A 13,424-nucleotide genomic window follows, 5' to 3' on the forward strand; every position below is an offset into this window, starting at 1 on the left:
GAGCCACGGCGCAACGGCTCAATGACCGTAACTGACAACTTGATGATCCAAATGTGCAGCACCCCATCCCATCACTTACCACCCGCCGACCAGCTGCTGTAGCGCCCCTTCTCCCCCGAACACCTGCGATCCTGCTTGCGCGAACCTGTTCGCGATGGCCAGGGATCCGTGTCGGTCACCTTGCGCCCTCGCATGGCAGACAGGTGCTCCCCGGATTGCACGCATCCTTTTGCTAATCCCTTGTTTTACCGTACCCTGCCCGTGACACTTCAAGCATCACGAACCGCACAAGGCCGTTGACTGTTCCCCCATGCGCAAACTTTTGTACCTGTTGTTTTCACTGGCCTCGATTGCCGCCCTGGTCACCTACGCGCTGTGGACGGCGGATCGTCCGGCGGGCCATTACCTGTCGGACCTGCGCATCAACCTGGCGGTCGACCAGGGCATCCCCGCCGATCAAGGCAATCTGCTGGGTATCCAGCCCGAGCTCTTCCCCACGGATTACCAGAGCCCCGAGCGACTGCATCGCAAACTCGCGGCCTATCTGCAGGCTGCCCGCGACCAGGGCTTCGTCAACGAAAAAACCATCGTGGTCTTGCCCGAGCACATCGGTACGTGGCTGATGATCAGCGGTGAAAAGGACGAGCTGTATCAGGCTGGGACATTGAAGGAAGCGATGAACTGGCTGGCCGTCAGCAACCCGTTGGCCTTTATCCGGGCCTTGCTCGCTGCCGAGGGCGATAAACGACTGGACGATGCGTACTTGCGCATGAAGGCCCAGGGCATGGCCCATGAGTACCAGGCGCTGTTTGGCGGCCTGGCCAAGGAGTTTGGCGTGACCCTGGTGGCCGGCTCCATCGTACTGCCCGAGCCCAGCGTCAGCGAGGGCGAACTGCGGATAGGTCCGGGCGCGCTGTACAACAGCAGCCTGGTGTTCGGTCGCGATGGCCGACCGCTCGGGCAACCTCAGCGCCAGCAGCATCCTGTATTCGATCAACACGAGGTACTGGGTAGCGAACGCTCCGACACACCTCGCGTCATCGACACCCCGGCCGGACGCCTGGGGGTGCTGATCGGCAGCGACAGTTGGTACCCGGTCTATTATCGACAACTCAACGAACAGGGCGCACAACTGATCGCCGTCCCCGCCTTTGTCCTGGGACGAGACACCTGGAACGAACCCTGGAGCGGCTATAAAGGCCTCTCCACCCCCAGCGAGGTCAGCCTCAAGCCCGGAGAAGTGAGCGAAGGCCAGGCCTGGCATCGCCTGACCCTGACCAGCCAGTTGCCCATCAGCCAGGCCAAGGGCGGCGTCAGCGTGTTCCTGCGGGGGCAGTTCTGGGACAACGGAAGCGCCGGCCAAAGCTTTATCAGCCACGGCGGCCAGCATTTCCCTGACGGCGAAGCCCGTGGCGCGCGCTTGCTGAACCTGTGGTTGTAGCATGAAACCGCAGCCGATGCGCCTGGGGGACCTGTCAGTGGGTTTCGTCCATAGCCTGGCCGATGCGGTCGCCAGCCACGGACAGGATCCCCAGCCCTTGCTGGAACAATATGGCCTCGATGCCGCACGCCTGGCGGAGCCTGGGGCACGGTTGTCGATTCCACGCTACATGCGCCTGGGCCATGCCGCGATCCAGCAGACGGCAGACCCGGCCCTGGGCCTGCGCATGGGACGCTTCAGCCGCTTGAGCCAGGCTGGCCTGGCTGGTGTCACCGCGGCCCAGGCCCCGACGGTCCGCGAAGCCGCACGCTGCATGGTTCGCTTCGAGCCGCTCTACGGCTCCAACTACCGTGGTCAATCGAGCTTTCACGAAGATGCCCAGGGCGCCTGGGTACGGTTCTATTCCATCAGTCCGTATAACGCCTATAACCGCTTCGTCGTGGACTCGATCATCGCCGGCTGGCTCCAGCAGCTCTCCAGCGTGAGCGGCAACCCGCTGCGAGCCGAGCGCATAGAGATCGAATTCGAAGCGCCGGCCTACCTGGAAGCCTACCGGGCACTCGGTGATTGCCCGATCGTATTCGGGGCCGAACAGAACCAGTTGCGCCTGGGCCTGGAAAGCCTCGCCCAGCGCAACCCACAGCACTGCCCCAGCACTTGGCGGCACCTGCTGCAACTGTGTGAACGGGAACTGGAACAACTCACCCGCACCCGCAGCCTGCGCGAGCGCATCATCCAACTGCTGGGGCCGTTGCTCAGCGGTGGCCGTGAACCCGGCCTGGAAGAAGTGGCGGCACGCCTGAAGCTACCGACCTGGACGCTACGCCGAAAACTGGCGGAAGAAGGCACACAATTTCGCGCCATTCTCAACGACACTCGGCGCGACCTGGCCATGACTTACATTCGCGACACTGAACTGGCGTTCGGTGAAATCGCCTATTTGCTGGGGTTTGCCTCAGCCGAAGCATTTCAACGCGCGTTCAAGCGCTGGAATGGCCAGACGCCCGGAGAGTTTCGTCGCAGTCATCGGAACAAATGAGCCTCGAGCCCGCCGCCTGCTGCCTTCCTACAGCTCGGTGGCGTCCTCGGCGGGTTCCGGCGGGTCCAGCTCATACGCCTGATATTCCAGCAGCTCTTCCTGATAGTCGTCCATTGCGAATCCTTCCCCTGTTCGTTGAAACCGATGCCTGATGGCGCTGGTATCAGCATAAAGCTGCTTTATGAATAAAACATGAAGCAAAAGCTTCATGAATTAAACGTAGCACAACGGCAGGAAATTAAAGGGTGATCTGTGGCAAGGTATTTCAACCTCGCCACAAGGCTTCACGAGGCAGGCAGCGGCTGGATGGGTTCAGAGGGAGGCGGCAGGTCACTGGGCGGGGGCGGCGTGATGGGCTCCTGGGTCGGCTCCGGCGCTGTAACGGGCACGGCCTCCCCTGATGGCGCTACTTCACTGGGCGCGATTGGCGCAGGTTCCGCAGGAGGCACCACTGGTTCCGAGGCCGCTGGGAGGACCTGAGCCGGGGCTGGCGCAGCTTCCTGCTGCGTCGGCGCTACGGGCGCCGGGGCTGACGGCTCCGGCATCGGCGCAGGCGTCAACGCGGCAGGCTCTACCCTGGTTTCCGGAACGCCCAGCTCAGCTTTCGGTTTATCGGCACTTTCAGCGCCCTTCTTCGCTTCCGCTGGCAGGAATGCCTCCACCAGCGCAAAGAAACGCTCATAGAACTTGGCCGCCGATACCGTTTCACTGGCGACCTTGACCATCGAATCATCCGACGAACCGATGGGCATCGACACCGACCCCAGCACTCCCACGCCCAGGCTGGCGGAGTTGTTGATCTTCTTCAGCGCGTAACGGTCCTGCAGCGCGTTGGCGAACATGGTCGAACGGTGTCCGGTGCCGCTGTCCTGCGCGCAGACCAGGTTGAAGCTGATCTCCATGTGAGTATCACCGGTCTGCTGGAAGCTTTTGTGGCCGCTGACCAGTTTCGGATCGCTGCTGGTAATGATGTAGCCCTGGCTGAGCAGCGCACGGCGCCCGGCCTCGCAGGTCGCTGCATCGCTCACCGGATAGGTCCGGGAATAGGTACCGGAGTCATCGAAGTTCTCATGCTCGTAAATGGCGGCTTTCTTCGACGAGCAACCGGCTGCGACAGCCAGCATCAGTGCCAGCCCGACGGTGCGCATGTGAAATGATCTGAACATTGAACATCCTGAAGAAAACGGTCCGGGGCGCATTGTGCAACACAACGCTTCCGGTGATGTGGGGATTCGTGTCTCAAAGGGGTTACAAGTCTACCGGGGGATGTTTATCGGAAAAAGACACAAACCCGGCGGATCGATGAACATCCTGTTAATCGCAACGCGCAGAAACAAAAAACCCCGACTTTCCAGTCGGGGTCTTTTGTGAAGCGAACTACCGGAGCATCAGTACCGCTTGATGTCCGCTTCGCTCTCCAGCTGCTTGCGATAAGCCGCGAAGTCCTGCTGACCAATTCGGGAGGCCAGGTAGCGACGGTATTCGGCTTTCTCTGCGTCGGTCGGCGCCGCCGCCTCGTTCACCCCGTTCAGGCGCACGATCATCAGGCTTCCATCAGGCAAGGTGACGCTGGTGAACGTCGGCTTGTCCTTGGATTCCGGCTTGGGCATGCGGAACAGTGCCTGCAGAACGGCTGGATCGATGCCTTCCTGGCTGCGAGTCGCCGCCTCGGTGACTTTCCAGCCCTGGCCATCGACAGGCTTGTCCAGTGCGGTCTTGCCTTCGCGCAGGCTAACGATCAATTCGTCCGCCCGGGTCTTGGCTGCCGCGCTGGCATGCTCCTTCGTCAACTGGGCGCGAATGGCCGTTTCGACGCGCTCCAGGGGAAGCTGCTCGGGCTTGCGGTGTTCCTTGGCGCGCAGCACGACGACGGTTTCCGGGTCCAGTTCGATGGCGGTGCTGTTGGCGCCATCATCGAGTACTTCCGGGCTGAACGCGGCGGTGACAACGGCGCGGTTGGCCGCGATCCCTTCCCCACCTTCGCGACCGAACGGCGCGGACGTATGAACGGTCAGTTTCAGGTCCTGGGCCGGCTGGGCCAGATCGGAGGCTTCGAAAGAGGCATCTTCCAGTTGCTTGGTCGCCTCCACGAAACGCTGCTCCACTTGCTGAGTCTTCAGTTCGCGGGTCAGCTTGTCCTTGAGGCTGGCAAAACTCGGCACCTCAGGCGCCTCGACGCCCAACAGCTTGATCAGGTGGAAACCGAAATCGGTACGCACCGGCGCGGACACCTGATCCTTGTTCAAGGCATACAGGGCCTTTTCGAATTCCGGGTCGTAGACACCCGGACCGGCATAGCCGAGATCACCGCCATTGTTCGCCGAACCCGGATCCTGGGAGAACTCCTTCGCCAGGGCTTCGAACGATTCGCCCTTGGCCAGGCGAGCCTGGATGTCCTCGATCCTGGCCTTGGCCTGTGCCTCGGTGACCTTGTCATTGACCTCGATCAGAATATGCGCCGCCCGACGTTGCTCGGACAGGTTGGCGATTTCCTTCTGGTAAGCCGCCTGCAGGTCTTCATCCTTGACGCTGACCTGATCGAAGAACGAGGCCTTCTTCAGTTCAAGGTAATCGATCACCACCTGATCGGGAGTCATGAACTCCTTGGCGTGCTTGTCGTAATAAGCCTTGACCTCGTCATCGGTCAGCTTCACCGCCGACGCGTCGCTCTTGATGGTGAGGGTGGCGAAATCACGGGTCTGTTTTTCCAGGCGGGCGAATGCCAGCACCTGGGCATCGGTGACAAAGCCACTGCCGGCCAGGCCGGCGCGCAACTGGCCGATCAGCATTTCCTGGGCCAGCATCTGGCGGAACTGCATACGGCTGTAGCCCAGTTGGCGAATCACCTGGTCGAAGCGCTCGGCGCTGAATTTGCCGTCGACCTGGAACTCAGGTGTCTGCAGGATTACCTGGTCCAGCGCGGCTTCGGAGAAAGCGAATTTCGCGTCATGGGCGCCTTGCAGCAGCAGCTTGCGGTCGATCAGCCCCTTGAGGGCCGAGTCGCGCAGCATTTTTTCGTCCAGCAAGGAGGCGTCGAAATCCTTGCCCAGCTGTTGCATGAGCTGGCGACGTTGCATATCGACAGCCTGGCTCAGCTCGTTCTGGCTGATTTTCTCGCCGTTGACCTTGGCCGCTTCATTGCTGTTGCTGGTGGCTTGAAAAATGGCATCGAAACCGGTCAACGCCATCAGTGCGACGATGACTCCGATGATGGTCTTGGCAATCCAGCCCTGTGAATTGTCCCTGATATTCTGCAGCATGCGTCCCCCAGAAACGGTTGAACTTCAAAAATTAGGCAACCGTGGAGCGTGGGTAGAATCCGGATAGAAGAAAGGCGCATCCGAGGATGCGCCTTCTCGTTACTGGCGGAGCGGACCGGGCTCGAACCCGCGAGCCCTGGCACGACAGGCCGTTTGAAAACCGACCGTGTTACCGCTCCGCTGCCAAGCCAGGCATGACCCCGACCCGGATAAACTCAATGAAACCTTAGTTGACGGCGTCTTTCAGTGCTTTACCAGCCTTGAAGCTTGGCTTCTTGGCGGCCTTGATTTGCAGAGCCTGGCCAGTCTGAGGGTTGCGACCGGTACGAGCCGGACGATCAGTGACGGAGAAGGTGCCGAAACCAACCAGAACAACGGAGTCGCCAGCCTTGAGAGCGCCAGTGACGGATTCGATTACAGCGTCCAGCGCACGGCCAGCAGCAGCTTTCGGGATATCAGCGGATGCAGCGATAGCATCAATCAGTTCCGACTTGTTCACTCTAAGTCCCCTTATATCTATTTGAGATGATTCTAAGTTTTTTTGGTGAAAGCAAAAACGAGTGCTGAATGGCCTACAGACACTTAAGAGCCGCTTTATAACAAGGGCTCTAAAAAACTGTCAAGGAAGCCCCCCAGGCAAATGCGTGTTAATGCGTGCTAATTCTTTCCTTAGAGTCAGACTCTCGCTTTTCGTCCTTCGCGACTATCTCCGGAGCCACATCCGGCAAGGGCTCCGGCGCGTATTGCAGCGCAATTTGCAGGACTTCGTCAATCCATTTAACCGGTTTAATCTGAAGATCCTGCTTGATGTTGTCGGGAATTTCCTTGAGATCACGAACATTCTCTTCGGGAATGATCACGATCTTGATCCCACCGCGATGCGCCGCCAGCAGTTTTTCCTTGAGCCCACCAATGGCCAGTACCTGGCCACGCAGGGTGATTTCGCCGGTCATCGCCACATCGGCGCGCACCGGAATGCCGGTCAGGGCCGAAACCAGGGCCGTGCACATGCCTACGCCAGCGCTGGGGCCGTCCTTGGGCGTCGCCCCTTCCGGCATGTGGATATGGGTGTCGCGCTTCTCGTGGAAGTCCACGGGGATGCCCAGGCTACGGGCCCGGCTGCGCACGACGGTCTGGGCCGCGGTGATCGATTCGACCATCACATCGCCCAGGGAACCGGTCTTGATCAGTTGCCCCTTGCCCGGTACGACTGCCGCCTCGATGGTCAGCAATTCGCCACCGACCTGGGTCCACGCCAGCCCGGTCACCTGACCGATCTGATCCTGCTGCTCGGCCAGGCCGTAACGGAACTTGCGTACGCCCAGGAAGTGCTCCAGCAGGTCCGAAGTAACCTTGACCGCGAAGCGTTTTTCCAGCGCATGCTCCTTGACCGCCTTGCGGCAGACCTTGGCGATCTGCCGCTCCAGACCGCGCACGCCCGCTTCGCGAGTGTAGTAACGGATGATGTCGCGGATCGCCTCCTCGTCGAACTCCAGCTCGCCTTTTTTCAGGCCATTGGCCTGGATCTGCTTGGGCGAAAGGTATTTGACGGCGATATTGATCTTCTCGTCCTCGGTGTAGCCCGGCAGACGAATCACCTCCATCCGGTCCAGCAGCGCTGGCGGAATGTTCATGGAGTTGGAGGTGCAGAGGAACATCACGTCCGACAGGTCGTAGTCGACCTCAAGGTAGTGATCGTTGAAGTTGTGATTCTGCTCGGGATCGAGGACTTCCAGCAATGCAGAGGCCGGATCGCCCCGCATATCGCTGCCCATCTTGTCGATTTCGTCCAGAAGGAACAGCGGATTGCGCACGCCGACCTTTGTCATCTTTTGAATCAATCTTCCCGGCATCGACCCGATGTAAGTCCGGCGATGCCCGCGGATTTCCGCCTCGTCACGCACGCCACCCAGAGCCATGCGAACGAATTTACGGTTGGTCGCGTGGGCAATCGACTCCGCAAGGGAGGTTTTACCGACCCCGGGAGGACCGACCAGGCAAAGGACCGGGCCACGAATCTTTTTCACGCGTTTCTGTACGGCGAGGTATTCGAGGATGCGCTCCTTGACCTCCTCCAGGCCGTAATGGTCGGCATCGAGGATATCTTCGGCGCGAGCCAGGTCCAGACGCACCTTGCTCTGGGCTTTCCATGGCACCTGGACCAGCCAGTCGATATAGGAGCGCACCACGGTGGCCTCGGCGGACATCGGCGACATCTGCTTGAGCTTGTTCAGCTCGGCCTGGGCCTTGGCAAGGGCGTCCTTCGGCAGGCCGGCAGCATCGATTCGCTTCTTCAGCTCTTCGATCTCGTTATGGCCTTCGTCGCCGTCACCCAGCTCCTTCTGAATGGCCTTCATCTGCTCATTCAGGTAGTACTCGCGCTGACTGCGCTCCATCTGCTTCTTGACCCGACCGCGGATGCGTTTTTCGACCTGCAGCAGGTCGATTTCGCCGTCGAGCAATGCCAATACATGCTCGACACGGGCGGACAGGTCGATGATCTCGAGGATTTCCTGCTTCTGCTCGATCTTGAGGGCCATATGCGCGGCCATGGTATCGACCAGGCGCCCAGGTTCATCGATGCTGTTGAGCGACGACAGGACCTCTGCCGGCACCTTCTTGCCCAACTGCACGTACTGCTCGAATTGAGACAGCAGGCTGCGGACAAACACCTCGGACTCACGCTCAGGCACCTCGGCTTCGTCGATCAGCGACACTTCGGCACGGCAATGGCCGTTTACTTCGCTGAAGCGCTCGACCGCACCCCGTTGCTCGCCTTCGACCAGAACCTTGACCGTGCCGTCAGGCAGCTTGAGCAGTTGCAGAACCGTTGCAATCGTACCTACGCGATAAAGTGCGTCTTCGCCGGGATCATCGTCAGCAGGATTTCTCTGAGCCAGCAGAAGGATCTGCTTGTCACCCGTCATCGCAGCCTCGAGGGCTTCGATGGACTTCTCGCGCCCCACGAACAGCGGGATAACCATGTGCGGATACACCACGACATCGCGCAATGGCAGGAGAGGCAATTCGATGGTTGTCTTCATGATTTCGCCTCTACGGCGGCACTAAGGCCGGAAACAGATGAATGTAAGCTTGAAACCAAGATGGGGGCAGCCTTGAAAAAAAACAAGCGCTAAGACACGTCTAAATCACGCTAAAAGCAAAGGGGCCCGAAGGCCCCTCCTTTATTCCGGCGACCGGACGCTCAGGCGTCCGGGGCAGCCTTGGCAGCCGGCTCACTGTTTTCGTAGATATACAGCGGCTTGGACTTGCCTTCTATGACGCTTTCATCGATCACGACTTTACTCACATCGGACTGCGAGGGAATCTCGTACATCGTGTCGAGCAATACGCCTTCGAGAATCGAGCGCAACCCACGGGCACCGGTCTTGCGTTCCAGGGCACGTTTGGCAACCGATTTCAGCGCGTCGGAACGGAACTCCAGGTCTACACCCTCCATTTCGAACAGCTTGGCATATTGCTTGGTCAGGGCGTTCTTCGGCTCGGTCAGGATCTGCATCAATGCAGCCTCGTCCAGCTCGTCCAACGTCGCCAGGACCGGCAGGCGACCAACGAACTCCGGGATCAGACCGAACTTGACCAGATCGTCAGGCTCGACTTCACGCAGGGACTCGCCAACCTTCTTGCCCTCTTCCTTGCTGCGGACCTCGGCATTGAAACCGATGCCCCCACGGGTGGAACGGTTCTGGATGACCTTTTCCAGGCCGGAGAACGCGCCGCCGCAGATGAACAGGATGTTACGGGTATCGACCTGCAGGAATTCCTGCTGCGGGTGCTTGCGCCCGCCCTGGGGCGGAACGGAAGCGACCGTGCCTTCGATCAACTTGAGCAAGGCCTGCTGCACGCCCTCGCCGGAAACATCCCGGGTGATGGACGGGTTGTCGGACTTGCGGGAAATCTTGTCGATTTCGTCGATGTAGACGATGCCCATCTGGGCTTTTTCCACATCGTAGTCGCACTTTTGCAACAGTTTCTGAATTATGTTCTCGACATCCTCACCCACGTAGCCCGCCTCGGTAAGGGTGGTCGCGTCGGCGATGGTGAAGGGAACATTCAGCAAACGAGCCAGTGTCTCGGCAAGCAGGGTCTTACCCGAGCCTGTCGGGCCGATCAGCAGGATGTTGCTCTTGCCGAGTTCGACCTCGTCATTTTTTTTGTCACGTTGGTTCAGGCGCTTGTAGTGGTTGTACACCGCTACGGCCAGTACCTTTTTCGCGCGCTCCTGACCAATTACATACTGGTCGAGGATGCCGCTGATTTCTTTGGGCGAAGGCAACTTATGCGCGCTGCTTTCGGCCTGGGCTTCCTGCACCTCCTCGCGGATGATGTCATTGCACAGGTCGACGCACTCGTCGCAAATGAAGACCGAGGGACCGGCAATCAATTTGCGTACTTCATGCTGGCTTTTGCCACAGAAGGAGCAATAAAGCAGTTTGCCGTTGTCCTCGCCGTTGCGGGTGTCAGTCATTCGATCGATCCAAATCCGATAGGCTTGCAACACAAGATGAAGGCAATTGCGGGCTTTTTCAAGCCCGCAGGCGGCCGGTCATCCCAACCACCTGCATTTTGAACGACTCAGGCAGGCATCTGACGCTTGTTGATCACGGAGTCGATCAGGCCGTACTCGGCCGCACGCTCGGCGCTCATGAAGTTGTCACGCTCGGTGTCTCGCTCAATGGTTTCAAGGCTTTGGCCGGTATGATGGGCCAGCAGCGAGTTCAGACGCGAACGGATATGGAGGATTTCCTTGGCATGGATGTCGATGTCCGACGCCTGGCCCTGGAAGCCGCCCAACGGCTGGTGGATCATCATGCGCGAGTTAGGCAGGCAGTGACGCTTGCCCGCTGCGCCGCCGGCGAGCAGGAAAGCACCCATGCTGCAGGCCTGGCCGATGCAGATGGTGGAGACGTCCGGTTTGATGAACTGCATGGTGTCGTAGATCGACATGCCAGCCGTCACCGAACCGCCAGGTGAGTTGATATACAGATGGATATCCTTGTCCGGGTTTTCCGCTTCAAGGAACAGCAGTTGTGCCGCCACGAGGTTGGCCATGTAGTCTTCGACGGGCCCGATCAGGAAAATGACGCGTTCCTTGAGCAGGCGCGAATAGATGTCATAGGCACGTTCGCCACGAGCGGACTGCTCGATAACCATCGGGACCAGGCCGCCTGCGGCCTGGATGTCAGAGCTCTGCTGATAAAAAGAATTGCGGGACATGTCTCGCAGTCACTCCCAAATAGTTATGTCTTGAATACGCATAAGCCAGCGCGAAGGCTGGCTTATGGTGTGTATTTCTTACCGCAGAAAAATCAATCGGCTTGTGCAGCTTCCACCGGCTTGACCGCTTCTTCGTAAGAGACCGCTTTATCGGTCACGCTAGCTTTCTGCAGAACAGTATCCACAACTTGTTCTTCCAGCACAACCGAACGGACTTCGTTCAGCTGCTGCTCGTTCTTGTAGTACCAGGACACGACTTGCTCAGGCTCCTGGTAAGCCGAAGCCATTTCCTGGATCAACTCGCGAACGCGGGCGTCATCAGGCTTGAGTTCGTACTGCTTGACCACTTCGGCTACGATCAGACCCAGCACGACGCGGCGCTTGGCCTGCTCTTCGAACAGCTCGGCTGGCAGTTGGTCCGGCTTGATGTTGCCACCGAATTGCTGGACGGCCTGCACGCGCAGACGATTCACTTCGTTGTCCAGCAGCGCCTTCGGCACTTCGATCGGATTGGAGGCCAGCAGACCGTCCATGACCTGGTTCTTGATCTTGGACTTGATGGCCTGACGCAGCTCACGCTCCATGTTCTTGCGAACTTCGGCGCGGAAACCGTCGAGGCCGGCTTCCTTGATACCGAACTGGGCGAAGAACTCTTCGTTCAGTTCAGGCAGCTTCGGCTCGGAGACACTGTTGACGGTCACGGTGAACTCGGCGGCCTTGCCGGCCAGGTCCAGGTTCTGGTAGTCCTCAGGGAAGGTCACGTTCAGAACGCGCTCCTCGCCCGCTTTCGCGCCGACCAGGCCATCTTCGAAGCCTGGGATCATGCGACCGGAGCCCAGCACCAGCTGGGTAGCCTTGGCGGAACCGCCGGCGAACACTTCACCATCGACTTTGCCGACGAAGTCGATGTTCAGCTGGTCTTCGTTCTGCGCAGCACGATCGGTCACTTCGAAACGGGTGTTCTGCTTGCGCAGGATGTCCAGCATCTTGTCCAGGTCGGCGTCCGATACTTCGGCGCTCAGGCGCTCGACAGCGATGGACTCGAAGCCGGCAACGGTGAACTCAGGGAACACTTCGAACGTGGCGACGAACTCCAGGTCCTTGCCTTTTTCCAGCACTTTAGGCTCGACGGATGGAGCACCGGCCGGGTTCAGCTTCTGCTCGACAACCGCTTCGTAGAACGAAGACTGGATCACATCGCCCACTGCTTCCTGGCGCGCATCAGCTTCGTAACGCTGACGGATCACGCTCATCGGCACTTTGCCTGGACGGAAACCTGGGATTTTGGCCTTTTGTGCAGTCTGCTGCAGACGCTTGTTGACCTGAGTCTCGATGCGATCAGCAGGCACGATGATGCTCATGCGACGCTCAAGAGCAGAAGTACTTTCAACAGAAACTTGCATGGATATTCCTCGTTGCACAGACGTTGGCCGGGTGTTTCCGACCCCAGAATCAAGGGCATGCATTCTAGTAGGTCAAACTCAAGAAGTCACCCTACTGAAAACAACCGGAAAACAAGCACCGACATTAAGGGGAGACAAACGGTCATGCCTCGCCCGGATTGCAAATTCAGCCAGTCAAGCCAGGAGCTCTGGACCAACGCTTCTATATATAGAAGCGAGCACTCGTCGCTCTTCGGTACTCAGCCCCGCCGGAAGACCAACGGCATGCCGTGTATCATCACGAAACACAATCACCGCGAACCGCCAGCCGCGCCGAGCGAGACCGGACCGGACATGAACAGCCGATCGCCAGAAACAAAAACGGCGCAGTCCTCTTCAGGTACTGCGCCGTTCTCTGCTAATTGAATAGCGATTTGTATGGTGCGGACGGAGAGACTCGAACTCTCACACCTTGCGGCGCTGGAACCTAAATCCAGTGTGTCTACCAATTCCACCACATCCGCATGTCCAGCGACTTGTATAAACGACCCGGACATCTGGATCAGTTTGAAGCCCCTGGCTTTTAAAGCAAAGGCGCCAGACTGTTAGATCTGGCGCCTTTTAGAATATGGGGTGGACGATGGGGATCGAACCCACGACAACGGGAGTCACAATCCCGTGCTCTACCAACTGAGCTACGCCCACCATATTGCCTTGTTGCGTTACTTGTGCCAAAGCTGCCTAATGGCGCACCCGGCAGGACTCGAACCTGCGACCATCCGCTTAGAAGGCGGATGCTCTATCCAGCTGAGCTACGGGCGCCTTTTTAATCTGTATTCTTTGACGATTACAAACTAAGTGCTTTCAGCTTTGCCGAATTGAAACAACCAACTCCGCTCAACCTACTTAACCAGTGCTAGGCTGTGCCCGACAAGTGCGACGAATGTTATAGACGGCCTGACAGGTCGTCAACTCTTTTCTAAAAAAAATTCATTTAATTAAAGGGGTTAGGGGAATTTGCAGACCAAGCGCCTTTGCCCTCACGCCTCGGCATGCGAGAATGC

At 58.8% G+C, this 13,424-nt stretch carries 10 protein-coding genes and 3 tRNA genes; 2 read left to right on the top strand and 11 right to left on the bottom strand.

The features are described from left to right. The first annotated feature begins 310 nt into the window (after window positions 1-310). Together BW992_RS24140 and BW992_RS24145 are read left to right on the top strand one after the other, a co-directional pair. On the top strand, window positions 311-1,441 hold the full coding sequence (locus BW992_RS24140) for a carbon-nitrogen hydrolase family protein (protein ID WP_072388879.1): 1,131 nt from the start codon (window positions 311-313) through the stop codon (window positions 1,439-1,441). Window position 1,442: 1 nt separating this feature from the next. After that, entirely contained in the window at window positions 1,443-2,480 is a 1,038-nt protein-coding gene (locus BW992_RS24145; RefSeq protein ID WP_072430383.1) for an AraC family transcriptional regulator, read from the top strand. 27 nt (window positions 2,481-2,507) lie between these two features. Here the strand turns inward: BW992_RS24145 and BW992_RS27000 are convergent, their stop codons facing one another. From BW992_RS27000 to BW992_RS24195, 11 genes are all read right to left on the bottom strand, one after another. Continuing rightward, on the bottom strand, window positions 2,508-2,690 hold the full coding sequence (locus BW992_RS27000) for a hypothetical protein (protein ID WP_143007925.1): 183 nt from the start codon (window positions 2,688-2,690) through the stop codon (window positions 2,508-2,510). A gap of 74 nt (window positions 2,691-2,764) precedes the next feature. After that, the gene (locus BW992_RS24150) at window positions 2,765-3,646 is read right to left on the bottom strand and encodes a DUF2242 domain-containing protein (RefSeq protein WP_072430382.1); all 882 of its coding nucleotides are present in this window, start codon (window positions 3,644-3,646) and stop codon (window positions 2,765-2,767) included. Between the two features lie 222 nt (window positions 3,647-3,868). Then, window positions 3,869-5,740: a SurA N-terminal domain-containing protein gene (locus tag BW992_RS24155; RefSeq protein WP_072430381.1), complete on the bottom strand. Its 1,872-nt coding sequence runs from the start codon at window positions 5,738-5,740 to the stop codon at window positions 3,869-3,871. A 226-nt stretch (window positions 5,741-5,966) separates the two neighbouring features. Next, window positions 5,967-6,239, bottom strand: a complete 273-nt coding sequence (locus tag BW992_RS24160) for an HU family DNA-binding protein (protein WP_072388887.1) — start codon at window positions 6,237-6,239, stop codon at window positions 5,967-5,969. Between the two features lie 148 nt (window positions 6,240-6,387). Then, on the bottom strand, window positions 6,388-8,784 hold the full coding sequence (lon, locus tag BW992_RS24165; RefSeq protein ID WP_072388888.1) for an endopeptidase La: 2,397 nt from the start codon (window positions 8,782-8,784) through the stop codon (window positions 6,388-6,390). Window positions 8,785-8,945: 161 nt separating this feature from the next. Next, the gene (gene clpX, locus BW992_RS24170; protein ID WP_030140022.1) at window positions 8,946-10,229 is read right to left on the bottom strand and encodes an ATP-dependent Clp protease ATP-binding subunit ClpX; all 1,284 of its coding nucleotides are present in this window, start codon (window positions 10,227-10,229) and stop codon (window positions 8,946-8,948) included. Window positions 10,230-10,336: 107 nt separating this feature from the next. Continuing rightward, on the bottom strand, window positions 10,337-10,978 hold the full coding sequence (gene clpP / locus BW992_RS24175; RefSeq protein ID WP_003183177.1) for an ATP-dependent Clp endopeptidase proteolytic subunit ClpP: 642 nt from the start codon (window positions 10,976-10,978) through the stop codon (window positions 10,337-10,339). A gap of 92 nt (window positions 10,979-11,070) precedes the next feature. Beyond that, entirely contained in the window at window positions 11,071-12,381 is a 1,311-nt protein-coding gene (gene tig, locus BW992_RS24180) for a trigger factor (protein WP_076407216.1), read from the bottom strand. A gap of 418 nt (window positions 12,382-12,799) precedes the next feature. Beyond that, a tRNA-Leu gene (locus BW992_RS24185) sits at window positions 12,800-12,884 on the bottom strand. Between the two features lie 105 nt (window positions 12,885-12,989). Continuing rightward, window positions 12,990-13,065: transfer RNA gene (locus BW992_RS24190), tRNA-His, on the bottom strand. Between the two features lie 40 nt (window positions 13,066-13,105). Continuing rightward, window positions 13,106-13,182 (bottom strand) — tRNA-Arg (locus BW992_RS24195). Window positions 13,183-13,424: the final 242 nt, after the last annotated feature.

The organism is Pseudomonas sp. 7SR1, assembly GCF_900156465.1.
Classification (GTDB): domain Bacteria; phylum Pseudomonadota; class Gammaproteobacteria; order Pseudomonadales; family Pseudomonadaceae; genus Aquipseudomonas.